The organism is Rhizobium sp. rho-13.1 (assembly GCF_007000305.1).
GTDB classification, from domain to species: Bacteria; Pseudomonadota; Alphaproteobacteria; order Rhizobiales; family Rhizobiaceae; genus Rhizobium; species Rhizobium rhododendri.
This window is the reverse complement of record NZ_SCFL01000002.1, coordinates 873,742-895,840: the sequence shown is the minus strand read 5'-3', so window position 1 is coordinate 895,840 and position 22,099 is coordinate 873,742. Positions and strand designations below refer to the sequence as shown.

Annotated in this window: 23 protein-coding genes; 14 read left to right on the top strand and 9 right to left on the bottom strand. The window is 61.9% G+C overall.

Translation table 11 applies throughout. The features are described 5' to 3' along the window. Positions 1-41 precede the first annotated feature (41 nt). Positions 42-950 (bottom strand): LysR family transcriptional regulator, encoded by a 909-nt coding sequence (locus EQW76_RS10820; RefSeq protein ID WP_142824489.1) that lies wholly within the window; start codon positions 948-950, stop codon positions 42-44. A 135-nt stretch (positions 951-1,085) separates the two neighbouring features. Between EQW76_RS10820 and EQW76_RS10815 the strand changes: the two genes are divergently transcribed. Continuing rightward, positions 1,086-1,964, top strand: a complete 879-nt coding sequence (locus EQW76_RS10815; RefSeq protein WP_142824348.1) for an NmrA/HSCARG family protein — start codon at positions 1,086-1,088, stop codon at positions 1,962-1,964. A gap of 34 nt (positions 1,965-1,998) precedes the next feature. After that, positions 1,999-2,625, top strand: coding sequence for an SDR family oxidoreductase (locus tag EQW76_RS10810; protein WP_142824347.1), 627 nt, complete (start codon positions 1,999-2,001; stop codon positions 2,623-2,625). Positions 2,626-2,670: 45 nt separating this feature from the next. Here the strand turns inward: EQW76_RS10810 and pepT are convergent, their stop codons facing one another. After that, the gene (pepT, locus tag EQW76_RS10805) at positions 2,671-3,903 is read right to left on the bottom strand and encodes a peptidase T (RefSeq protein ID WP_142824346.1); all 1,233 of its coding nucleotides are present in this window, start codon (positions 3,901-3,903) and stop codon (positions 2,671-2,673) included. Positions 3,904-4,113: 210 nt separating this feature from the next. Between pepT and EQW76_RS10800 the strand changes: the two genes are divergently transcribed. Next, positions 4,114-5,319: a patatin-like phospholipase family protein gene (locus EQW76_RS10800; protein WP_244616952.1), complete on the top strand. Its 1,206-nt coding sequence runs from the start codon at positions 4,114-4,116 to the stop codon at positions 5,317-5,319. A gap of 165 nt (positions 5,320-5,484) precedes the next feature. Beyond that, on the top strand, positions 5,485-6,015 hold the full coding sequence (locus EQW76_RS10795) for a DUF922 domain-containing protein (RefSeq protein WP_142824487.1): 531 nt from the start codon (positions 5,485-5,487) through the stop codon (positions 6,013-6,015). On the opposite strand, the gene EQW76_RS10790 is transcribed toward EQW76_RS10795, so the two are convergent. Both EQW76_RS10790 and EQW76_RS10785 read right to left on the bottom strand, forming a co-directional pair. Beyond that, positions 6,012-6,347, bottom strand: coding sequence for a type II toxin-antitoxin system RelE/ParE family toxin (locus tag EQW76_RS10790; RefSeq protein WP_142824345.1), 336 nt, complete (start codon positions 6,345-6,347; stop codon positions 6,012-6,014). The genes EQW76_RS10795 and EQW76_RS10790 overlap by 4 nt on opposite strands. Next, positions 6,307-6,609, bottom strand: coding sequence for a type II toxin-antitoxin system ParD family antitoxin (locus tag EQW76_RS10785; protein WP_142824344.1), 303 nt, complete (start codon positions 6,607-6,609; stop codon positions 6,307-6,309). Before EQW76_RS10785 ends, EQW76_RS10790 begins: the two co-directional genes overlap by 41 nt. A 97-nt stretch (positions 6,610-6,706) precedes the next feature. Between EQW76_RS10785 and EQW76_RS10780 the strand changes: the two genes are divergently transcribed. Next, positions 6,707-8,212 (top strand): protein adenylyltransferase SelO, encoded by a 1,506-nt coding sequence (locus tag EQW76_RS10780; RefSeq protein WP_142824343.1) that lies wholly within the window; start codon positions 6,707-6,709, stop codon positions 8,210-8,212. A 51-nt stretch (positions 8,213-8,263) separates the two neighbouring features. On the opposite strand, the gene EQW76_RS10775 is transcribed toward EQW76_RS10780, so the two are convergent. Further along, positions 8,264-9,034, bottom strand: coding sequence for a hypothetical protein (locus EQW76_RS10775; RefSeq protein WP_244616950.1), 771 nt, complete (start codon positions 9,032-9,034; stop codon positions 8,264-8,266). A 141-nt stretch (positions 9,035-9,175) separates the two neighbouring features. On the opposite strand from EQW76_RS10775, the gene EQW76_RS10770 reads away from it, so the two are divergent. Then, positions 9,176-11,512 (top strand): glucose/quinate/shikimate family membrane-bound PQQ-dependent dehydrogenase, encoded by a 2,337-nt coding sequence (locus EQW76_RS10770; protein WP_142824342.1) that lies wholly within the window; start codon positions 9,176-9,178, stop codon positions 11,510-11,512. A 140-nt stretch (positions 11,513-11,652) separates the two neighbouring features. Next, a complete protein-coding gene (locus EQW76_RS10765; protein WP_142824341.1) occupies positions 11,653-12,171 on the top strand; it encodes a hypothetical protein in 519 nt (172 codons plus the stop codon). A 74-nt stretch (positions 12,172-12,245) separates the two neighbouring features. Here the strand turns inward: EQW76_RS10765 and bla are convergent, their stop codons facing one another. Together bla and EQW76_RS10755 are read right to left on the bottom strand one after the other, a co-directional pair. Next, the gene (gene bla, locus EQW76_RS10760) at positions 12,246-13,226 is read right to left on the bottom strand and encodes a class A beta-lactamase (RefSeq protein ID WP_142824340.1); all 981 of its coding nucleotides are present in this window, start codon (positions 13,224-13,226) and stop codon (positions 12,246-12,248) included. 168 nt (positions 13,227-13,394) lie between these two features. Then, positions 13,395-13,688: a DUF1330 domain-containing protein gene (locus EQW76_RS10755; protein WP_142824339.1), complete on the bottom strand. Its 294-nt coding sequence runs from the start codon at positions 13,686-13,688 to the stop codon at positions 13,395-13,397. Between the two features lie 1,022 nt (positions 13,689-14,710). Between EQW76_RS10755 and EQW76_RS10750 the strand changes: the two genes are divergently transcribed. The 3 genes from EQW76_RS10750 (at position 14,711) to EQW76_RS10740 (ending at position 17,378) form a co-directional block, all read left to right on the top strand. After that, positions 14,711-15,907 carry a GTP-binding protein gene (locus EQW76_RS10750; RefSeq protein ID WP_142824338.1) on the top strand — a complete coding sequence of 399 codons (1,197 nt, stop codon included), beginning with the start codon at positions 14,711-14,713 and terminating at the stop codon, positions 15,905-15,907. Between the two features lie 201 nt (positions 15,908-16,108). Next, complete coding sequence (locus EQW76_RS10745) at positions 16,109-16,822, top strand: DNA helicase (protein ID WP_142824337.1); 714 nt, start codon at positions 16,109-16,111, stop codon at positions 16,820-16,822. A gap of 166 nt (positions 16,823-16,988) precedes the next feature. After that, on the top strand, positions 16,989-17,378 hold the full coding sequence (locus tag EQW76_RS10740) for a DoxX family protein (protein ID WP_142824336.1): 390 nt from the start codon (positions 16,989-16,991) through the stop codon (positions 17,376-17,378). Positions 17,379-17,481: 103 nt separating this feature from the next. On the opposite strand, the gene EQW76_RS10735 is transcribed toward EQW76_RS10740, so the two are convergent. Then, a complete protein-coding gene (locus EQW76_RS10735; RefSeq protein WP_142824335.1) occupies positions 17,482-18,231 on the bottom strand; it encodes a cation transporter in 750 nt (249 codons plus the stop codon). A 98-nt stretch (positions 18,232-18,329) separates the two neighbouring features. Here EQW76_RS10735 and EQW76_RS10730 point away from each other — a divergent pair, with 98 nt between their 5' ends. The 3 genes from EQW76_RS10730 to EQW76_RS10720 all read left to right on the top strand — a co-directional run bounded on the left by EQW76_RS10730 (position 18,330) and on the right by EQW76_RS10720 (position 20,396). Next, positions 18,330-18,770, top strand: coding sequence for a helix-turn-helix domain-containing protein (locus EQW76_RS10730; RefSeq protein ID WP_142824334.1), 441 nt, complete (start codon positions 18,330-18,332; stop codon positions 18,768-18,770). A gap of 453 nt (positions 18,771-19,223) precedes the next feature. Continuing rightward, on the top strand, positions 19,224-19,712 hold the full coding sequence (locus EQW76_RS10725; protein ID WP_142824333.1) for a GNAT family N-acetyltransferase: 489 nt from the start codon (positions 19,224-19,226) through the stop codon (positions 19,710-19,712). A 138-nt stretch (positions 19,713-19,850) separates the two neighbouring features. After that, entirely contained in the window at positions 19,851-20,396 is a 546-nt protein-coding gene (locus EQW76_RS10720; protein ID WP_224128059.1) for a putative glycolipid-binding domain-containing protein, read from the top strand. Here the strand turns inward: EQW76_RS10720 and EQW76_RS10715 are convergent. After that, positions 20,366-20,992, bottom strand: a complete 627-nt coding sequence (locus tag EQW76_RS10715; protein WP_224128061.1) for a TetR/AcrR family transcriptional regulator — start codon at positions 20,990-20,992, stop codon at positions 20,366-20,368. The two genes, EQW76_RS10720 and EQW76_RS10715, sit on opposite strands and share 31 nt — an antisense overlap. Positions 20,993-21,110: 118 nt before the next feature. Between EQW76_RS10715 and EQW76_RS10710 the strand changes: the two genes are divergently transcribed. Continuing rightward, on the top strand, positions 21,111-22,097 hold the full coding sequence (locus EQW76_RS10710; RefSeq protein ID WP_142824331.1) for an alpha/beta fold hydrolase: 987 nt from the start codon (positions 21,111-21,113) through the stop codon (positions 22,095-22,097). Positions 22,098-22,099 lie beyond the last annotated feature (2 nt).

Below are 22,099 nucleotides of genomic sequence, written 5' to 3'. Positions count from 1 at the left end.
AGGTCTGACTCGCGTCAGGCACAGGCGCCATTGCCAGCATGTCAGCCCGCAAACATCGCTCCCAGCTCTTCAGCTGTGCCGTTCGGGAAGGTGGCATGGAGATGGGCGATGAAGGCGGAGACCTTGCTGCTCAGCAGGCGACGCGAGCTGTAGAGTACCCAGATGGCGGTTTCTGACGGGCTGACACTGCCCCAGGAGACGAGACGGCCACTGGCGAGGTCGCCTGAAATCAGCGACTTTGGCAGCAGTCCGGCGCCGGCGCCGGCCAGCACGGCATCGCGCACCATGATCATAGTCCCGAGCCGAAGGACCGGATCGGGCGCAAAGGTCCGGCCGCCGACCGGATCGACGGTCGTCCAGGCCGCTCGTAGGCCGAACGATTCCAGCACGACGGCGGCAAGCGGTGGCGGCTGCTCGCCCTTGTCCGCCATCGGTGGCAACAGCGTCGGCACGGCTGCAAGCAGAAGGTCGTCGTGGAGGAAGCGGCGGCCTACCAACAACTCATCCGGCGCGGGATTGACCCGGATCGCCACGTCGTACCCCTCTTCGACCATGTCGACATCGCGGTCTTCCGCCGTTACCTCCAGCCGGACCTCCGGATAGGCTTTGGCAAAGCCGGCAGCGATCCGGCCCATCGCCATATGCGAAAACAATACCGGCGCGCTGACCCGCAGGCGGCCCCGCGGCTGCGCCGAGCCGTTGCTGACCTCGTCGGCAGCCTCGGATATTTCCGCAAGCAGCCCACCGGTCTTTTCGTGCAGACGACGACCCTCGTCGGTCAGCCGCAGGGTCTTGGCTCCCCGTTCGAACAGCCGCACGCCAAGGCCCAGTTCCAGCTCGGCAACCCGCCGCGACAGCGTCGCCTTCGGCCGGCCGCTTGCCCGGCTGGCAAGCCCAAAACCGCCATGGGCGGCGACGAGATTAAAATCCGCAATCGCAAGCAGGTCCATCGGCATCGTTCCATCAGTGAGACACCCCATCTATATTCTCGGACTACTTGCATGGCAATGGATCGATTAACTTCAGGTCGACATCACGGCGGCGCACTCACGCGACCGGCGATGATCTCGAAAAGGAGTATGAGCATGACGATCTTTGTTGTTGGAAGCACCGGAAACATCGGCAGGCAGGTAGTGGCTGGATTGGCCGCCAGAGGCGCGGATGTGCATGCGCTGGCCCGCGATCCGGCAAAGGCGAAATTCCCGGCCGGCGTAACTGTCATCAAGGGTGACCTGACGGATATCGATACGATGCGCGCCGCGCTGGCAGGCGTCTCGACGCTGTTTCTGCTCAACGCAGTGACGCCGGACGAAGTCACGCAGGCACTGATCACCCTCAACCTTGCCCGCGATGCCGGCATCGAGCGGATCGTCTACCTCTCGGTTATTCACAGCGACCTCTATACCAACGTGCCGCATTTCACCGGCAAATTCACCGTCGAGCGAATGATCGAGCAATTCGACATGGCGGCCACCATCCTGCGTCCGGCCTATTTCATCGACAATGACGGGCAACAGAAGACGGCGCTGATCGAGCACGGCGTCTACGGCATGCCGATTGGCAGTCGTGGCCTGTCGATGGTGGCGACCCGCGATATCGCCGATCTGGCGGTCATCGAACTACTGCGCCGCGAGCGCGCCCCAGATCCGCTACCGCGCACGACAGTCAACGTCGTCGGCCCGGACAGCCTGACGGGCGAGCGGGTCGCGGCGATCTGGTCGGATGTACTTGGCAAGCCGATTGCCTATGGTGGCGACGATACCGGAGCGTTCGAAGCGATGTTGAAGCAATTTTCGCCAAGCTGGGCCGCCTACGATCTCGCCCTGATGGCCCGCCGCTTTCAAAGCGACGGCATGATCCCTGACGCCGGCGACGTCGAACGGTTGGAGGCCATGCTCGGCCGGCCGCTGACATCCTATCGTGCCTTTGCAACCGAGACAGCCGCTGTCTGGGCAAAGGCCTGAGCAAGCTGCAGCACCCCATCAAGGAGTTGATCCCATGAAAATTCTCGTCGTCGGCGCCACCGGGGGAACCGGCCAGGCCATCGTTCGTACCGCACAAGCGCAGGGCCACAGCGTCGTCGCCCTGGTGCGCTCAAGACAGAAGGCAGCGCAGCTTGAAGGAGTGGTGCTCTTCGACGGCGATGCCCGCGATGAGGCAGCGCATTTTGCCGCACTCGGCTGCGACGGGGTGATCAGCGCACTCGGCACCGGCATCGGGCCAGTCAAGGAAATCACGCTGCTGTCGCAATCGACAGCAGCGCTGATCGCGGCGATGAAACGCCGCGGCGTGCGGCGTCTTGTCTGCATCACCGGCATGGGTGCCGGCGACAGCAAGGGTCACGGCGGCTTCGTCTATGACCGGCTGATCCAGCCGATCCTGCTGAGAAAGGTCTATCAGGACAAGGACCGGCAGGAAGCCGTGATCCGCGAGAGCGGCCTCGACTGGGTGATCCTCCGGCCGGCCGTGCTCAACGACAAGCAGGAAGCGCAGACGGTGCGGGCACTGACCGATCTGTCCGGTTTCCACGGCGGATCGATTTCACGGCAAAGCGTGGCGACGTTCGCTGTGGCACAATTGACGGAGGATCGGTGGTTGCGAAAGGCGCCGGTGATTTTCGCTTAGCGACGGCAGCAGATTTGCGCGCCTCTGGCCCCACGCCGTATTGCCCTACGCCCGCTCCTCCCAGACCCGGGCCAGTTCCACCAACGTCTTCACCGCTTTTTCCATGTCCTGCCGGCTCACCCATTCCAAGGGTGAGTGGAAGGCGTGGCCGCCGGCGAAGATGTTGGGGCATGGGAGGCCCATGAAGGACAGGCGGGAGCCGTCGGTGCCGCCGCGGATGCTGCCGCGTACCGGCTCCATGCCGGCCCGGCGGATCGCTTCGACGGCGTTTTCCATGATCTCGGGGTGGCGATCGAGCACCTGCTTCATGTTGCGGTATTGCTGCTTGACCGTGAACGTGTGGGTCGAGCCCGGATAGTCTCTCATGACGTTTTCAACCCGGGTTTTCAGCATCTCTTCCTTGGCAGCAAGGCCGGCATCGTCGAAATCGCGGACGATCAGGCTGATGGTCGCTTTTTCCATCGAACCGGTGACGGCAACGGGGTGGACGAAGCCATTCCTGCCCGATGTTGTCTCCGGTGCCTGGTCCTTCGGCAGGCCGGCCACGATGGCGCTGGCGATCTTGATGGCGTTTTCCATGCGCCCCTTGGCAAAACCCGGATGGATGGCAACGCCGGCAATGGTGATCTCGACGCCATCGGCGGAGAAGGTCTCGTCCTCGATATGGCCGGCGGTCTCGCCATCCACCGTGTAGGCGAAGGCGGCTCCGAGCTTTTCGAGATCGACCTTGTCGGCGCCCCGGCCGACTTCCTCGTCGGGCGTGAACAGCAGCTTGATCGTGCCGTGGCGGATGTCGGGGTTGTCGATCAGCGTCTGCGCCGCCGTCATGATTTCAGCTAGCCCCGCCTTGTCGTCGGCGCCGAGCAGCGTTGTACCGTCTGTCGTGATGATGTCGTTGCCGATCTGGTCGGCCAGCGCCTTGTGCTCGCTGACGCGGATAACGCGCGCGGGATCGCCGACGAGCGTGATATCGCCGCCCTGGTAGTTCTCGATCAGCTGCGGCTTGACGTCGGTGCCTGTAAAATCCGGTGCGGTATCCATGTGCGAGCAGAAGCAGATGACCGGCACATCCTTGTCGGTGTTGGCAGGCACCGTCGCGTAGACATAGCCGTGCTCGTCGAGATGGGCATCCTCAATGCCCATGGCCAGCAGTTCCGTCACCAGCAGTCGACCGAGCGTCTTCTGCTTTTCGGTGGTCGGCTGGGTCGAGGAACTTGCGTCCGACTGGGTGTCGATGACGACGTATCGGAGGAAGCGGTCGGTGACGGTATCGGTCATGGGATCCAGTCCAGTGAATGTTTTCGGGCTGGAACATAACCTGCGTCGTCGGCGCGGTGAATGCGTTTTTCGCCTCTCCCAAGGCGGTTTATGGAAATCCCCGGTTTATTACGGAAATGTTGAGATACCGCGCCAACATAACGGGGCCGCTTCGCCGCGCTAGTCATCAAGCTTGACGTCGATTGCGGCGGAGGCAGGGGATTGCAGGGATTGGCATCGCAATCGGCACAGCGCCGGATAAGGTTCGGACAGGCGTGCATTCTTGCACTCGCCTGCCTGGCGATGCTCACCGGCTGCGTCGGCAACGCGCGCGTCACCTATGTCAGGCAAGACGCGGTGCAGGCGCAGGTGGCGGGGTTCAACAATATCCGCACCTATCTCGATGCCAGTCCGACCGAGCTTGCCGGCGTGAAAGGCTGGGAGCCGCCGGCGACGGCAAAGAAGCTGAATTACCTTGTTATTTCAGGCGGCGGATCGGGCGGCGCCTTCAGCGTCGGCGTGCTCGATGCCTGGACGAAGCTTGGGACACGGCCGAAATTCGACATCGTCAGCGGCGTCAGCACCGGCGCCCTGATCGCGCCTTTCGCCTTCCTCGGATCGTCCTACGACCCGCCGCTGGTCAAACTCTATACCAGCGGTGTCGCCAGCGACCTGGTGGACCGGCGCTGGCTGCCCAACGCCATACTCGGCAAAAGCCTGCTGAAGCAGGAGCCGCTGCGACGCATGGTCGAGGAATACATCACGGCGGATGTCATGCGGGCCGTAGCCACGGAGCATAAGGCCGGCCGGCGACTGCTGGTGCTGACGTCGAACCTCGATTCGCAGCGTCCGGTGGTCTGGAACATGGGGGCGATTGCGGCCAGTGGCCAGCCGGATGCCCTGAAGCTGTTCCAGGATGTGCTGATCGCCTCGGCCAGCGTGCCGGGTGTCTATCCCGCCGTGATGATCAAGACCCATGTCGGCAACCGCTCTTTTCAGGAAATGCACTCGGATGGCGGCTCGGCATCGCAGGTGCTGACGATCCCCGATGCCGTGCTTGCCGAAGCCGACGGCCATCCGCCCAAAAAGCCCCGCGATTTCAACGTCTATGTGCTGATCAACAATACGCTGATGCCGGAATTTTCAAATACGGCCGACAGCACGTTGCCGATCATGGCGCGCGCCTATGCGATGCTGATAAAATCGCAGACGCGGGCCTCGGTGATGGCTTTTTATGAATACGCCATGCGGACGGGTATCAATTTTCACCTGGCCTCGATCGACAGGCAATATGCCTATAGCATGTCGGACCCGTTCAACGCGACCTACATGCGGTCGATCTTCAAACTCGGCTCTTCCGAGATGCTCGCCGGCGAACTGTGGAAGCAGAAACCGATATTCTCGGTAGAGCAGCCGACCGTCGTGGCGACAAACTAGCGGATGGCATCAGCTGGCTGACCCGATCCACGATTCCGCTTGATCGAAGCCGGGATTTGCGGCCTGTAGGCACCGACCTCGAAATGCGACGGAGCAAGTTTGGTGAGAGCAGGCATTCTGACGGGCATCTGGGCCCTGGCCCTGACGCTGGTACCCATCGCCGCGATGGCGGACTGGCAGGCCGTCGAGACGACAAGGCCCTATGCGATCTCCGGCAAGACGACGCCCGAGCTTTACGCCTCGATCGGCGCTCGAGGCCCGGAGTTGGGCGGCAGCCGCGTGATCGCGCATACGACGTTCAAGCTGACCTGGACACGCAACTACCAGCCACAGGCGTCGTCCTGCGTGCTGGTCTCGGCCGTACCGAAGCTGACGATCATCTACACGTTGCCAAAACCGTCTTCGCCTCTGCCGTCCGACGTCAATGCCAAATGGCAGACCTTCATTGCCGGCGTCGCCGCGCACGAAAAGGTGCATGGCGGCTTCATTCGCGACATGGTGCACGAGATCGAGACGACCAGCATCGGCTTTACCGTCGCCAACGATCCCGACTGCCGCAAGATCCGCGTCGAGCTTACGAAGCGCCTGGGAGAGATCTCCGCCCGCGAACGCCAGCGCAACCGCGATTTCGACAAGATGGAAATGGGCCAGGGCGGCAAGATGCAGCAGCTGATCCTGGCGCTGGTGAACGATTAGGCGGGACCCTCGGGGTCCGGGCGGCGGTCCGTGAACAAGGTCTCGTAGTCGCGCCCCCCGGAGACGATGTTGGTGATCCAGACGATATCTGCCTCGACGCGGTAGAGGATGACGACGCGCCGTTCGAAGACTGCCATCCGGATACCGGCACCGAGGTCTTCGCGCAGTACTCCCGCGTTCGGGGCGTGTCCTATCCGTTCGCATCGGGCATAGAGACGGTCGATATATGCGCGTGCCGTCTCGATATTCTGGCTTCGATCGAGAATGTAAGCGGCAATGTCGAGCAAATCCTCATCGGCCTGAGGGCGGTATCTGACAATCAGGCGATCCATAAATCACCGGACTTTCGAAGAACGCCTCGATGTGCGCCTTGACTTCCTCCCCCGTCAAATCGGGTCGTGGATCGTCGATCGAAGCCTGGACCCGGGCGCGGAGGGAAGCGATGCGCGCGGCGTAATCTTCGTCCTGCTCGACAAGCGCCTTTATCGCCGCTTGGACCAAGTCGCTGGCCGAACCATAGGTCCCGGCCTCGACCCGCGCATTGATGGCCTCGACCATCTCGGCGGGAAGCGTGATGCTGAGTTTCTGGTTCATGGCTGGAGCGCCTTCCGATTGAGACGTTAACGTAAGACCAAACAGCGGGCCGAACAAGCGCCTTGCAGCCGCCTGGGCGGCGCCATACCTTTCCCTCATGAGCTCATCCATTCAAGACAGCGCGGCGCCTGCTGCAACATTTCCGTTCGACAACAGCTACGCAAGGCTGCCGGAGCACTTTTTTGCGCGGCAGCTGCCGTCAGCGGCGGCGGCGCCTTTGTTGCTGATGCTGAACGAGCCGCTGGCTATCGAGCTCGGGCTCGATGTGGCGGCGTTGCAGCGGGACGGTGCCGAGATCTTTTCCGGCAACATCGTGCCTGATGGCGCCGATCCGCTGGCTATGGCCTATGCGGCGCACCAGTTCGGCGGCTTCGTGCCGCAGCTCGGCGACGGGCGGGCGATCCTGCTCGGCGAGGTCATCGACATCAATGGCAGACGCCGCGACATACAGTTGAAGGGTGCCGGCCAGACGCCTTTTTCGCGGCGTGGCGATGGACGTGCTGCACTCGGACCGGCCCTGCGCGAATATGTGGTCAGCGAGGCCATGCATGCGCTCGGCCTGCCGACCACGAGGGCCTTGGCACTGGTATCCACCGGCCAGCCGGTCTACCGCGAGACGGCATTGCCAGGCGCTGTTTTCACCCGGGTGGCCGGAAGTCATGTCCGCGTCGGCACGTTCCAGTTCTTTGCCGCGCGCGGCGATGTAGACGGCACGCGGGCGCTGGCGGATTACGTCATCGAGCGGCATTATCCCCTTGTGCGTGACAGCATACGGCCCTATCTGGCGCTGTTCGAGGCGATCATCGAGCGGCAGGCGGCGCTGATTGCCGGCTGGCTGAGGGTTGGGTTCATCCATGGGGTGATGAATACCGACAACATGACGATCTCTGGCGAGACCATCGATTTCGGCCCCTGCGCCTTCATGGATACCTACGATCCGGCCACGGTCTTCTCGTCGATCGATAGCAATGGCCGGTATGCCTATGCCAACCAGTCGGCCATCGGCCAATGGAACCTGGCGCGGCTCGGCGAGACGATGCTGCCCCTGTTCGATGACGACCCGGATACGGCGGTGGAACTTGCCAACGACGTCATCAAGGGATTCGGCCCTCGTTTCCAGGCCCATTGGCTTGACGGCATGGGCCGCAAGATCGGCCTCTCCGCCGAGGAAGATGGCGATCTGGATCTCATTCAGGCGTTGCTGGCCCTGATGCAGGCGGAGAAAGCCGACTTCACGCTCACCTTTCGCCGGCTTGCTGCTGTCGCCGAGGACGACGCCGCCACCGCGGCGTTTGCGGCAACATTCGAGAACCCGGATGCTGCCCTGCCCTGGCTCCACCGCTGGCGGGAGCGCCTCTCACGCGATCCGCAGACGGCTGCACAGCGTGCCAAGGCCATGCGCTCGGTCAATCCCGCCTTCATCCCGCGCAACCACCGAATAGAGCAGGCAATCGTCGCTGCCGTAGAGGAAGGCGACCTCTCCTTGTTTCATGCGCTGCTGGATGTGCTCGCGAAGCCCTACGAGGACCAGCCTGACTTCGCAGCCTACGCCGAGCCACCGAAGCCGGCAGAGCGGGTTATGCAGACGTTCTGTGGGACCTGAGGTAGGGGCAGAGGACCGTCAAACGCACTGGCCCCCTGCTTGCTTGAGCGCCTACATACCGAATTTTGTGAAAGTAATTGCGGGATAGACGTCCGGCATGGCGCTTCTCATAAGGTCGCGCTCGGCGGATGTGGCTTCCATTCCCACCACACGGGGATCGCTGCGCGTTCCTGTCAGCCGAACATACCCCGCGTCAACAATCTGACCCTGGCCAATCGTGATTGCGCTCTCACCTCCAAAAGGAGCGACATAGCTCAATGCTCGACCGAAGACGCCATCGGTGTCACCTCCCGCTTCGATGGTCATGTCTCCATAGCTGCAATTTGCGTACGTAATGGCGTAGCGACCAGGCTCCACGGGCACGAACCATCTCTCATATCTTTGTGCGGTCGCGGCGAACAACTGACCGAGAGACAGTTTGTTTGGATTTGGCAACCGATACGCGGCCGCAGAACTGACGGACACAGGCGGCTCCGTTTCGTCCGGCTTACCCGCCTTGATCTTCCGTAGAGTGATGTAACCGCCACAATTCACATCGCCCAACAACGGGAAATCGATCAATCGGACGAGAAGGAGAGAGCCCTTTTGTTTCTTTTTTGCGAGAATCTGGGCCGATCCTTGCTGTTGCTGGGCGGCAACCTTGGCTGGGTCGGGAGTCCCAGCGCAACCGGCCAAAAACCCGAGACCCACCCATAGGCCAACAGTTCTTAATCGCATCTCCGGGTTCTCTTTCTCTGTAAGCGCCAATTTCCGACACGTTTTCGCATAAAGACCTCTGGCACATGACGTGCCGATTTCAAACAGGTGGACAGCAAAATACATAGCCAGGCTACCTTATTTTGATTGTGGCTATTGAAAGGCACGGATGACACGCTATCTGCGTCGCTGACAGGGCCGGCTTTCGGCCCCACATGCCGTGCGCGCTCTCCGGCGGCGCGGCTCCCTCTCAGCGGAGATTGCTCGATGGCGGTCACGATTACCTCCCTTCTTTTCATTTTGATCGGGCTTGCGCTCGGTGGCGGCGGAGGCTGGCTGGTTGCCCTTGGCGGCAGTCCCTTCTACCTGTTTGCCGGTGTGATGTTCATCGTCACCGGCGTCCTGCTGTGGATGCGCCGTTCGTCCGCTCTCTGGGTCTATGCCGTCCTCGTTCTGGCAGCACTTGGCTGGGCGGTCTGGGAAGTCGGCTTCGACTGGTGGCAACTCGGGCCGCGCGGCGGACTGATCATCGTGCTTGGCCTCTGGCTGCTGACACCCTGGATCCGGAAGCCGCTTGGCTTCCGCAGCCCAACCGGCCATACCTATGGCGCCAACCCCTGGCCTCTTGCCATTCCGGTCATTATCGCCGTGCTCGTCGCCGGCTATTCGATGACCACAGATCCGCATGATCTGGCAGGCAGCCTGCCGACAGAAGTTGCCGCCACGGCTCCGACGGGTGGCGACATGCCCGATGGCGAATGGCACCAGTACGGCCGCACGCCATACGGCCAGCGCTACTCTCCGCTTGCCCAGATCACGCCGGCCAATGTCGCCGACCTGAAGCTCGCCTGGCAGTACCAGACCGGCGATGTGAAGCGCCCGGACGACGTCGGCGAAACCACCTATCAGGTGACGCCACTGAAAGTCGGCGACAGCCTCTATCTCTGCACGCCGCACAATCTGGCCATCGCGCTGGATGCCGCCTCGGGCAAGGAGAAATGGCGCTACGACCCCAATTCCGGCATGAACCCGAACCGCCAGCACCAGACCTGCCGCGGCGTCAGCTATTATCACGACGTGGCCGCCCAGCCCGGCTCGGCCTGCGCCGAGCGCGTCTACCTGCCGACCTCGGATGCCCGCCTGATCGCGCTGGATGCCGCCAACGGCAAGGTCTGCGAGACGTTCGCCAACAAGGGTACGCTCGATCTCGGCCAGGGCATGAAGTACAATCCGGCCGGCTACTACTACTCGACTTCGCCGCCTGTCGTCGCCAAGGGCATGATCATCGTCGGTGGTGCCGTCAACGACAACTACTCGACGCAGGAGCCATCCGGCGTCATCCGCGCGTTCGACATCAACACCGGCGCCCTGGTGTGGAATTTCGACAGCGGCAATCCTGACGTGACGACGCCCCTGCCTGCCGGCCAGACCTACACCACGAACTCTCCGAACAGCTGGTCGGTCTCCAGCGCCGACGAAGCCCTCGGCCTCATCTACGTGCCGCTCGGCAACAAGGTGCCGGACCAGCTCGGCATGGGCCGCAGCCCGAGCGTCGAGAAGTTCTCGTCGTCGATCGCAGCCCTCGATCTTGCCACCGGCCAGGTCAAATGGGTCCAGCAGTTCGTCCACCACGACCTCTGGGACATGGACGTGCCGGCTCAACCGTCGCTGATCGATATCACCCAGAAGGATGGCACCACCGTTCCGGCGCTCGTCGGCGCGACCAAGCAGGGCGATATCTACGTGCTCGACCGGCGCACCGGCGCGCCCGTCATCCCGTTCAAGGAGATCCCTGCTCCGGGCGGCACGATCCCCGAGGATCATGCATCGCCGACGCAGCCGATTTCCGACCTGACGTTCAGCCCGCCGCCACTGCAGGAGAAGGACATGTGGGGGGTCTCGCTGTTCGACCAGCTCGCCTGCCGCATCAAGTTCCACGAACTGCGCTATGAAGGCCGCTATACGCCGCCATCGCTGCAGGGATCGCTGATCTATCCCGGCAACTTCGGTACCTTTAACTGGGGCAGCGTTGCCGTCGATCCGGAACGCCAGGTGATGTTCGGCATGCCGACCTACCTCGCCTTCACCTCGCAGCTCGTTCCGGCCAGCCAGATCCCGCCGAAGGGTCAGGACCAGAAAGGCAGCGAACAGGGTCTCAACCGCAACGACGGCGCGCCTTACGGCGTCTTCATGGGTCCGTTCCTCGGCCCGCTGAAGATCCCCTGCCAGGCTCCGCCATGGGGCTATGTCGCCGGCGTCGACCTGAAGACCGGCAAGACCGTCTACAAGCACAAGAACGGCACGACGCGCGACATGACGCCACTGCCGCTGGCCTTCAATGTCGGCGTTCCCGGCATCGGCGGCCCGATGATTACCAAGGGTGGCGTCGTGTTCATGGGAGCAGCGGTTGACAACTATATCCGCGGCTACGACCTGACCACCGGCAAGGTGCTCTGGAAGGGCCGCCTTCCCGCCGGCGGCCAGTCGACGCCGATGACCTACACGGCAGGCGACAACAAGCAGTATGTGCTGATCGTCGCCGGGGGCCATGGATCCATCGGCACCAAGCCCGGCGACTACGTCATGGCCTATACGCTGCCATAACGCAGGCGTCGCTATCGCCAGAAATCATCGACTCCTCGTTGGCAACGACGGGGAGTTTTTTGTGGCGGGACGCCCTGAGCCACAAGGCCCGGACAGGTTTGCCGTGGCAGGGTGGACATCAGATTTCAGGAGATACGATCATGAAGGTACACAGCAGCCAAAGCAGTTACAGTGCGCCGCTCCTCAGCCAGTCCTATACGGACTCCGACGACGACACGCCCTTCGTGTTGCCCGACGACGAAGACAGCAGCGAGAAGAAGACCGCACCGTCAATCAGCAGCGCCGGCGTTGCCAACTCGATTTCATCCTTCTTCTGGCAGAGCCAGTCGGGCGGATCGACCACCGATGCGACCACTGCGGCAACCGCCGACGGCACGGATGCGACGGACAGCGGCAGCGCTGCCGGTTCTGACGATGACGACGATATCCTGTCGCAGTTCTCCAGATGGGCGGACATGACGCCGGCGGACAAGATCCGCTCGCAATATCTGGAACAGCAGAACATGACGGAAGAGCAGTTCTCGCAACTGCCGGCCGACCAGCAGAAGGCCATCAACGACCAGATCGCCAGCCAGATAAAGCAGCAGGCAGGCGCCAGCACGTCCGCTGCAGGCGAGGACGAAAGCGACGGCGGAAGCGCTGCGGTTTCACTCGGCTGATTGCCGCATTCATCAGGTGAAGTCGCTACGGGAGAGATTCGCATCTCTCCCGTAGCGCTTTGAATTTACAGTACTTACTGCTCTTCGGCCGAACTGCCGACCATGCCGGCGACCATTTTTCCGATCTCCGCAAACACGGCGTTGATCTCGGCCGTCGGTGCCGTTGCATCAGCGATGTAGGCGGCCACCAGGATGGGGCCGCGCTCGGGCGGCCAGACGATGGCGATGTCTGCGGCCATGCCTTGAGCCCCGGTGCCGGTCTTGTCGCCTACCTTCCATTCCGCCGGCAGGCCGGCGCGCAGGCGATCCTTGCCCGTGGTGGCAGCGACCAGCCAGCCCGTCAGCATCGTACTCGAGGCATCCGACAGCGTGTTGCCGAGGGTCAAGAGGCCGAGCGTGTCGAGCATCGCATCCGGTGTCGTGGTGTCGCGCGGATCGTCCTTCTTCGCCTCGTTCAATTCCGGCTCGCGGCGGTCCAGGCGGGTTTCGGTATCGCCGGTCGTGCGCAGCCAGTCGGTGAGCGCCGCCGGGCCGCCGAAGCTGTCGAGGAGAAGATTGGCGGCAGTGTTGTCGCTGACGGTGATTGCCGCCTCGCACAATTCCGCAATGGTCATGCCATCGGTGCCCGCGTGCTTTTCAGCGACCGGCGAATAGGCAACGAGCGCCTCCTTGCCGAAGCTGACGCGGCGATCGAGCTTTTCCTTGCCCTGGTCGACACGGGCAAGCACGAAGCCTGCCGCAAGCGCCTTCCAGGTGCTGAACATCGGAAAGCGTTCCGTCTCGCGGTTGCCGAGCGAGATATTGGTTTCGGTGTCGAGAACGGCGACGCCAAGCCGGCCGCCGGTGCGCTTTTCGAGCGCTGCAAGCTGGGCGCCGGCATCCTCCTCGGTCTTGTCGGAGGGCGGCGCCGGCTGTTCCGGCACGGGGGGCGTCGGGTCTTGCGGCACGACGGGCGGCGGGGTTGTTTGCGCCATCAATTGCTGCGGCAGCAGGGCCGCCATGGGGCCGAGAATAGCCGAGCCCAGAAGCAGGCGACGGGTGATGGATGCAGGCATGCTTTACTCCGAAAGGTTCGTATTCCCCCACCTAACGAGGGAATATGGCGCGGGTCTGGCGCAGGTGGCGCACGGGTGGACGTAGTTTTCCCAAGCACCCGCCCCGCTACGCAAATTTCAACGGTTGCCAAAAGGCGAACATCAGGGACACCCGCCCGTCGTCACCGATCAACCGGCGACGCCTTCGACGACGAAGACGCGATAATCGGCACCCTTGAAGCGGTGCTGGACGGCTTCCTGGTAGAGCGGGCTGTCGTACCAGTCCTGCGCCGCCTCCATGGTCGGAAACTCGAGGATGACGGACCCGTCGACTGCATCGCCCTCCAGCGTCTTCACCGCCCCGTAGAAGGCCAGCGGCTTCATCTCACGCCCCTCAGCCGCCCGCGGCGCCATCTTGCCATAAGTCGCGAATTCTTCCGGATCGGTAATCCGGTCGCGCACGAAAACCACATAAGCACTCATTTTTCCGTCCTTTCGCTCCTAGTCGCTAACTCCCCATCTATGGCAGATCATCCCGATGGCGATGGGTCAAGCGACGGAATTTTGATGGGAGGGGTAAGCGGGTGCGATAGGTCTTGCGAGGTGTGCGGGTGGTTTTGGGGGAGGCAAAGGAGAGTCGGCTACGGCGCTTGAACAAGCTCTTCCAATGTACATTTGGAAGAATTATTCGGGTCTACCAAGAGCCGAATTTGGTGTCCGCAAGGATAATCTGCCAAGCTGTTTCCTTTCGTCGCCAGGTTCCGGGCGTAGGCGTTCGACCCGTTGAAAAGAAATGCAACATCGACAAAAACATCGCTTGAGTCACCAATGAGCCGGGTGCGAGACGCGGTAACCGTAGCCATCGTCGGACGCCAATGACGCGTCTTTCTCAAAGTCCAGCGCCTGTCCAAAGCTATGAGCAATGCCACTGCACAAACTATGACTGCAGCAATGAAATTAAACCGCATCCATACTCCCGCCGCCAGTTATTGGTACTCAAGCTTTACAATTTTTGCGCAACGTTATCAACGTCACGCTTGAAGAGAAGCCGAATGTCCGCGTCAGACAAGAGCTTCTTTGACCCTCGAGTAAACACATTAGCGCCTGAATTCCAATACGAGCCAAAGCGGCCCCTCAACCCGATGCCTGAGACGAGTACAGAGTTCAACGCGCATTCCGCAGTATCAACGTCAGCCCATGTAGATCAGCACATCAACCCGCGCGGCCAGTCAAACCCGCAGGCATTTGACCGAACGAGCGAATAGCCGTGGTTATACTGTCTGTGACCTAGTCCAGCATGTTGAATACCACTTCCGATTGTTATGATATCGTACGGTCGATCTCTGCGAGGGCTGAAAGACCTACGGGTCGTGGGCTTCGAATTGCTCTACCGCCGGACAGTCATTGGCGCCAAACCGCGAGACGACCCCTCCTCCCACCGGAACGTGCTTGACAAAATTCCAGGCAAAATTATTGTAATGTTATAACGTGTATTGGGGTTAGCAATGAATTCGAGACTTCCTGTTACCGTCCTGTCCGGCTTCCTTGGTGCCGGCAAGACCACTTTGCTCAATCATATCCTCGGAAACCGTGAGGGAATGCGGGTTGCGGTGATCGTCAACGACATGAGCGAGGTCAACATCGATGCGGCGCTGGTGCGGGATGGAGGTGCCAATCTTTCGCGTACCGATGAGCAACTGGTTGAGATGACCAACGGCTGCATCTGCTGCACACTACGCGACGACCTGCTGAAAGAGGTTCGCCAGCTCGCCGAGCAAGGTCGCTTTGACTATCTGCTTATCGAATCCACCGGCATTGCCGAGCCGCTGCCGGTTGCCACGACTTTTGAATTCCGCGACGAAGCCGGCGAAAGCCTCTCCGATATCGCCAGGCTCGACACGATGGTGACCGTCGTCGACGCTGCCAACCTGCTCAAGGATTATGGATCTTCCGATTTCCTCGCCGATAGGGGCGAAACGGCGGGCGAGGAAGATAATCGGACGATTGTCGACCTGCTGGTCGAGCAGATCGAATTTGCCGACGTGGTCGTCCTCAACAAGGTCGGCAGCGCAACGGAGGCGCAGCGCGATGCTGCGAGGAAGATCATCGTCGGGCTCAATCCGGATGCACGCCTGATCGAGGCGGATTTCGGTGCGGTTGCTCCCGGCGACGTTCTTGGAACCGGCCTGTTCAACATCGAAAAAGCCGAGACGAACCCGCTCTGGTTCAAGGAGCTTCATGGCTTCAAAGACCATATTCCGGAAACTGCGGAATATGGCATCCGCTCCTTCGTCTATCGCGAAAAGCGCCCCTTCGACCCCGCAAGACTGCGCGCATTTCTGGATCGCCCATGGCCGGGCGTCGTGCGCTCGAAAGGATTCTTCTGGCTGGCGACGCGTACGAACCATGTGGGCGAACTCAGCCAGGCGGGTGCCATGGTTCGAACCGCGAACATGGGTCTCTGGTGGGCATCGCTGCCACGCGAGCGCTGGCCGCAGGATGCGGAAACCGTGCGGCTGATGGAAACCTATATAGACCCGGTCTGGGGCGATCGCCGGCAGGAAATCGTCTTCATCGGCGCCGATCCGATGGACGAAGTCTGGATCAGGCAGCAGCTCGATGCCTGCCTGATACAAGCCGATGCCTTCACGCCCGAAAGCTGGCGCGATCTTCCCGACCCGTTCGAGCCATGGGCGGGCTGAGTTGGCCGAGCCTGAGATCAGCCGCATTTGCGCTTGCCGCGACTCACGGCGGTGGCTAGTCTTTGGATCAGGCTAGGCCCACGCCTCCCCCCTCCATTCGGGGAAGCATCATACATGCAGGGTGACAAACGTTCATCGAACCATCTGTTCGGGCATCGCATGCGGAGGGGTTGCGTTTTCGGCTCGTGATGGAGGTTACGCATGAAACTTTCTGCACCCATATTCCAACTGAAACGGCGGGCAAAGCTGATGGCCCGGAGCTCTGGCGTTCCGCTCAACCAGGCGCTGGACCAGATCGCCCGCGACGAGGGGTTTGCCCGATGGAGCATGCTGTCTTCGCGCATGGCCGTCAGGTCGTTGTCGGAAACGATATTGTCGAGGCTCGAGAACGGCGACCTGCTGCTGGTGGCGGGGCGACCGGGGCACGGCAAGACCAGCCTCGGGCTGCAGCTTCTGGTCGATGCCATCAGCGACGACAGAAGGGCGGTGTTTTTCACGCTCGAAATGACGGAGCAGCAGGTGCGCAAGCATATCGGCGTGCTCGAAAAGGACGATCGCACCGATTGCGACAGGCTGGAGGTCGTCACGTCCGACGATATCAGCGCGGATTACGTCATCCGGCATCTGGCGGGGTCCAGGCCTGGAACGATCGCGATCATCGACTACCTGCAGATCCTCGACCAGAGCCGCCAAAAACCCGTGCTCTCCGAGCAGATCGCCGCACTGGGCAGTTTTGCGAAGGAGACAGGCATCGTCCTCGGCTTCATCTCGCAGATCGACCGTTCGTTCGATGCCGAGAGCCGGCGCCTGCCGGATATCTCCGATATCCGCCTTCCCAACCTCGTCGACCTCGGCCTCTTCACCAAGGCATGCTTCCTGCACAATGGCGAGGCGCAGCTGCAGGCCGTGGCCTAGTCCTCGGGTCGGGCCCGAGGATGACGATCCTGGGGGCCGAACCTGTGAACAGTCTGTCGCCGCCGGTCGGCTTGGCGGCGGCAGAGTGTCGCGCTATGGGGTTTTTTTCAAGAGTATCGGCGGACGCTGCTCATCAACCGACAAAGCCCAACCACCGGAGAAGATTATGAAACAGCAACTATCCTCCGCCCAGCCCTACGTGCTCAGCCTCCTGCGCATCGTCTTTGGCCTGGTCATCTTTTCGTTCGGCACTGCCAAGATCTTCCATTTCCACGCCGGCGTCTTCATGCCGCCGGAGGGCTCGCTGCCATGGGTCGCGGGGCTGATCGAACTTATCCTCGGCTTCCTGTTCCTGATCGGCTTCCAGACACGGATCGTAGCCTTCGTGCTCAGCGGCGAAATGGCGGCTGCCTACTTCATCGCCCATTTCCCGAAGAGCTTCTTCCCGACCGAAAACGGCGGCTATGCTGCCGTCGTCTTCTGCTTCCTGTTCCTCTACTTCGTGACATCGGGCCCAGGCCCTGTCAGCGTCGACGCAAAGCTGCGCCAGGAATAGTCGACGTTATTCGAAAGCTGCACACACGGATCAGCCCATTGCACGCAAATGCAATGGGCTGATTTCGTTTGGGGAATTGGCTAAATCCGGGACATCCGCAGCCTCAATGGCTGTGTGCGGCTGCCGGCTTGTGGTCGTGGCTATCGCCGGCGGCGTGGTCGTGAGAGCAGCAGCCCCCATGATTGTGGCCGGCATGGTCGTGACCTTCGTGATCATGGGTGTCAGCGACACCGCCGGTTCCGGCTGCTTTCCATTCGCGCCAGGAGTGGCTGAGGATCTGCACCGAAGAGGTCAGGAACAGGCCTGCCATGACGGCCGCGACCGCGAGATCCGGCCAGGCTGTGTTGGTGCCCCAGACGCCGAGAGCTGCTGCCATGACCACGACATTGCCGATGGCATCGTTGCGCGAGCAGAGCCAGACGGAGCGCACGTTGGCATCGCCATCCTTGTAGTTGACCAGCAGCACGACGGTTGCAAGGTTGGCAAGCAGCGCCAGGAAGCCGATGATGCCCATGACCGGCGCTTCCGGCACGCCGACCACGAAGACCCGGTAGATGGTGGCCGCGCAGACGAACAGGCCCATCAGGAACAGGCTGATGCCCTTGCCCGCCGCCGCCATGGTGCGGATCCGGGGAGACGCGCCGATGACGGCCAGCGAGATGCCGTAGGTGACGGAATCGGCAAAGAAATCCAGTGCGTCCGCCTGCAGCGCCTGGGACCGGGCCAATTGGCCGGCGACCATCTCGACGAAGAACATGATGCCGTTGAGCGCGATGACGATCCACAGGCGCGTCTTGTAGGTATCCGACATGCCGTCGAAGGGACCGTGGGTGTGGCCGCAGGAAGCGCTCATGATGTCACCTTTCTTATCGGGCTGATTTTGTTGCCAGAACCTGTGTGACATCCTATCTAATCCCTCTAGCGACTAGAGGAACAAGAGGAAATTTCGCCATGCTGTCGATCGGGACATTGTCGAAGCGCGCCGGCGTCAAGGTGCCGACCATCCGCTACTACGAGCAGGTCGGGCTGCTCGACGCGCCCGAGCGCAGCGACAGCAACCAGCGGCGCTACGGCGAGACCGATGTGGAGCGGCTGGCTTTTATCCGCCACGGCCGCGATCTCGGCCTGACAGTCGAGGCGATCCGCGGGCTGATCACCCTCAGCCAGCATCCGGAAAGGCCCTGCCGCGATGCCGACCAGATCGCCCGCGAGCACCTTGCCGACGTCCGCGAAAAGATCGCCCGCCTGAAGAAGCTGGAAAACGAACTGGAACGCATCGTCTCCCACTGCAACGGCCACAGCATAGAAGACTGCTACGTCATCCGAGCCCTCTCCGACCACGGTCTTTGCGAGACGGATCATGTTGGTGGAGGGCATGTGTTTAGTGAGTAGTGAGTAGTGAGTAGGCAGTAGGCAGTAGTCAGTAGGCAGTAGGCAGTAGGCAGTAGGCAGTAGGCAGTCGCTATTTCTAACAGAGTGTTGAATCAAGTCCCCATCAATATCTAACGGCAACTTGAATGCGCTATTGCCTATGACCGCTGATCTCACAATTTCTGCTACTTATATTCAAAGCGCCTACCTAATGATCAAATCCTACTGCCTACTGCCTAACGCCTACTGCCTCTACTCACCAATCACTGCTCACTAATCACCACCTCCCTTGACATCCCCCCCATTTCAGATCATCTCTTTTCCCATGATCACGCACGCGCTCATCACCCGCTCGTACTTTTGGCTGTACCTCTAGAAGGGCGGCCGGCAGATCATTTTTGTCAACAAGCCGCCGTCAGGCGGCTTTGTTGTATGCGACAGCGTCCTGACGGCACTCCACACAGGACGCAGACCATGCTCGAAGACAGTGAAATATCTCTGCTGAGACCTCCGGTGCTGACTATCCGTGCCGCCAGGCGCGAGGACTTGCCAGACCTCAACGCGATGATCACCCTGCTGGCAGCCCATCACGGCGATGCGGCCGCGACGACGCCGGAGCAGCTGGAACGCGATCTCTTCGGCCCCCTGCCGTGGATCACGGCGCTGGTTGCCGATTCAGCCGAAGGCCTCCTCGGCTATGCCATCCTCGTGCCGCTCTACAGGGCGCAGGAAGGCCAGCGCGGCATGGACCTGCATCATCTCTTCGTGCGCGACGGCCATCGCGGCCACGGCATCGGCCAGCATCTCGTCGACCGCGCCCGCGAGACCGCCCGCAAGGCCGGTTGCCGCTACCTCTCGGTCAGCGCCGCCACCGGCAACGTCGCTGCCCACCGCTTCTACGAACAGCTGGACTTCACTCCCCGCCCGGTCACCGGCATGCGCTACCTGCAGGCGCTCGGCTGAGGGATCAGCGATGGGCCTGGGGAATCCTCGCGATCTCGTCCGGGAGGCATCCCACCGGCGGTGCGACCGCCTGCAAGACGCAGGCTTGAAGCGGTGAACCCGTCGGCCATAGTGCGAATCTACATGGGAGATAGGGCGATGTTGCGGGTGGTGCGGTGGACGGACTGGGACGGCAAGGGGCTCGAGCATCTCTTCGTTGCCGATGACGAAACGCGGATTGCGGCCCGGAGCCTGGTGATCGGCGAGCGCGACGGTCACCGCTTCGGTCTTTCCTACCAACTGACCCTCGATCCCCGGTGGCGCGTACGCGAAGTCAGCATGCAGATAGTCGACGGTCCGGCGCTGCACCTGGTGTCGGACGGACACGGGCGCTGGAGCGGTGCCGATGGCATGGAGCTTGCCGGGCTTTCAGGCTGCATCGACGTCGACATCGCGGCCACGCCGTTTACCAACACCCTGCCCATCCGCAGGCTCGACCTCGCTGTCGGTGAGACCGGAACGATCAAAGTCGCCTATGTCTCCGTGCCCGACCTCGCTGTGAAAGCGGTCGAGCAGCGCTATACGAGGCTTGGCGAGAAGCGTTTCCGCTACGATGGCCTGTCCACCGGCTTCAGCGTCGAAATCGAGGTCGATGGCGACGGCATCGTCGGCGACTATCCGGGCGTGTTTCGGCGCGCGCCATAGCGCAGTCCGTCGGACAGCAGGGCCACCATCCGGCGTGCATGGTCCGGATCATTATCCTGTGAGGACATGCACAGACGCGCGACAGCGCCCAGCAATTCCTCTGCGTCGACATCCGTGCGCGCTTCACCGGCAGCTGCCGCGGCCTCCAGAAGGTTTCGCAACGCGGGCTGCAGTCTCTGCTGGAAATAGCCCGGGAGGGTCTCGAACGTCGGATCGCCGGAGTGCAGCGCCGAGGCGAGACCGCGCTTGGTGGCAATGAAGCCCGCATAGCGCTGCATCCAATGTGCCAGGGCCTCGCCAGGCGCGTGTTCTGCGGCAAGTGTTGCGGCAGCCTCGGCACAGGCATCCACCTCATGCCGGAAGACAGCCGCCACCAGATCGGCGCGCTGTGGAAAGTGTCGATACAACGTGCCGACGCCGACGCCCGCCCTGGTCGCGATTTCGCGGACCGGAGCATCGACGCCGGAACTGGAAAATACCGCCATTGCTGCCTTCAACAGGCCGTCGAGATTGCGCTGGGCATCGGCGCGCACACGGCGATCCGGACGTTCCGTTTCGTCCGCCCCCGCCGGTTTGTCATTCGTTTCATCGCGCACAGTCATACCCACTTGCAAAACGGAACGTTGTTCCGTATAAAACGGAACACTGATCCGTTTAATTAAGTTAGCACGGACCGGCAGAATTGGCCACCAAAGGATACTGAAGCACATGCCAATGAACGATCCAGCAGGGACGATCCCCATCAACGAGGCCAGCGCGGTTGTCTCCATCTGCCCGGTTGTCCTGCCCGCGCCGGGTCGGGCCGTTGATCTGCAGATGCGTATCTCTGCTCCCGTTACCGGAACCTCCCTTCCGATCATCCTTCTGTCGCACGGGCACGGAAGGTCGAACCATCTTTCCTCGATGAACGGCTATGGTCCGCTGGTCCATTTCTGGGCGGCGCACGGCTTCGTCGTCATCCAACCCACCCATCTCAGTTCGAAGACGCTGAGCCATATCGTCGGCAGCGATCCCGACGCCCCGCTGTTCTGGAGATCGCGCGTCGAGGACATGATATTTATCCTCGACCAGCTGGAGTTGATCGAAGCCTGCGTTCCGGAACTCCGCGGTCGCCTGGATCGCAGCCGGGTCGCCGTTGCCGGCCACTCGATGGGCGGGCATACGGCATCGATGCTGCTGGGCGCGCAGCTGACGGATGAGCATGACGGCACGGCGGTCAATCTTGCGGATCCGCGCATCAGCGCCGGCGTGCTGCTGGCGGCACCCGGCAATGGCGGGGCCGACCTCAGCGCTGCTGCGGCCGAGAGGTACTCCTTCTTCACGACATTCCGCTTCGACCATATGACAACACCGGCACTGGTCATCGCCGGTGACCGGGACGTTTCACCGCATCTCACGGTGCGGGGCGCCGACTGGCATGCCGATCCCTACACTCTCAGCCCCGGCCCCAAGAGCCTGCTGACGCTGTTTGGCGGCGAACATGGGCTCGGCGGCATTGCCGGCTACGATGCGGCCGAAACGACCGACGAAGATCCGGCCCGCGTCGCATTGGTGCAACGGATGAGCTGGGCGTATCTGCGCACCGCGCTTTACCCTGGGGACGATGCCTGGCCGACCGCCTGCGCTGCATTGGCCGATAGCGCGGAACCGCTGGGTCGGGTCGAGAGCAAGCAGTCCCGCTCCAAAACCACAAAAGGATAAGA

Coding starts and splice junctions, on each gene's coding strand:
- bla (WP_142824340.1), bottom strand. CDS start 13,226: ATGCCTGCATCCATCACCCGTCGCCTGCTTCTGGGCTCGGCTATTCTC.
- EQW76_RS10725 (WP_142824333.1), top strand. CDS start 19,224: ATGCTCGAAGACAGTGAAATATCTCTGCTGAGACCTCCGGTGCTGACT.
- EQW76_RS10750 (WP_142824338.1), top strand. CDS start 14,711: ATGAATTCGAGACTTCCTGTTACCGTCCTGTCCGGCTTCCTTGGTGCC.
- EQW76_RS10740 (WP_142824336.1), top strand. CDS start 16,989: ATGAAACAGCAACTATCCTCCGCCCAGCCCTACGTGCTCAGCCTCCTG.
- EQW76_RS10815 (WP_142824348.1), top strand. CDS start 1,086: ATGACGATCTTTGTTGTTGGAAGCACCGGAAACATCGGCAGGCAGGTA.
- EQW76_RS10790 (WP_142824345.1), bottom strand. CDS start 6,347: ATGGATCGCCTGATTGTCAGATACCGCCCTCAGGCCGATGAGGATTTG.
- EQW76_RS10755 (WP_142824339.1), bottom strand. CDS start 13,688: ATGAGTGCTTATGTGGTTTTCGTGCGCGACCGGATTACCGATCCGGAA.
- EQW76_RS10720 (WP_224128059.1), top strand. CDS start 19,851: ATGTTGCGGGTGGTGCGGTGGACGGACTGGGACGGCAAGGGGCTCGAG.
- pepT (WP_142824346.1), bottom strand. CDS start 3,903: ATGACCGATACCGTCACCGACCGCTTCCTCCGATACGTCGTCATCGAC.
- EQW76_RS10730 (WP_142824334.1), top strand. CDS start 18,330: ATGCTGTCGATCGGGACATTGTCGAAGCGCGCCGGCGTCAAGGTGCCG.
- EQW76_RS10780 (WP_142824343.1), top strand. CDS start 6,707: ATGAGCTCATCCATTCAAGACAGCGCGGCGCCTGCTGCAACATTTCCG.
- EQW76_RS10710 (WP_142824331.1), top strand. CDS start 21,111: ATGAACGATCCAGCAGGGACGATCCCCATCAACGAGGCCAGCGCGGTT.
- EQW76_RS10765 (WP_142824341.1), top strand. CDS start 11,653: ATGAAGGTACACAGCAGCCAAAGCAGTTACAGTGCGCCGCTCCTCAGC.
- EQW76_RS10775 (WP_244616950.1), bottom strand. CDS start 9,034: ATGTATTTTGCTGTCCACCTGTTTGAAATCGGCACGTCATGTGCCAGA.
- EQW76_RS10770 (WP_142824342.1), top strand. CDS start 9,176: ATGGCGGTCACGATTACCTCCCTTCTTTTCATTTTGATCGGGCTTGCG.
- EQW76_RS10745 (WP_142824337.1), top strand. CDS start 16,109: ATGAAACTTTCTGCACCCATATTCCAACTGAAACGGCGGGCAAAGCTG.
- EQW76_RS10810 (WP_142824347.1), top strand. CDS start 1,999: ATGAAAATTCTCGTCGTCGGCGCCACCGGGGGAACCGGCCAGGCCATC.
- EQW76_RS10795 (WP_142824487.1), top strand. CDS start 5,485: ATGGCGGACTGGCAGGCCGTCGAGACGACAAGGCCCTATGCGATCTCC.
- EQW76_RS10820 (WP_142824489.1), bottom strand. CDS start 950: ATGGACCTGCTTGCGATTGCGGATTTTAATCTCGTCGCCGCCCATGGC.
- EQW76_RS10735 (WP_142824335.1), bottom strand. CDS start 18,231: ATGAGCGCTTCCTGCGGCCACACCCACGGTCCCTTCGACGGCATGTCG.
- EQW76_RS10785 (WP_142824344.1), bottom strand. CDS start 6,609: ATGAACCAGAAACTCAGCATCACGCTTCCCGCCGAGATGGTCGAGGCC.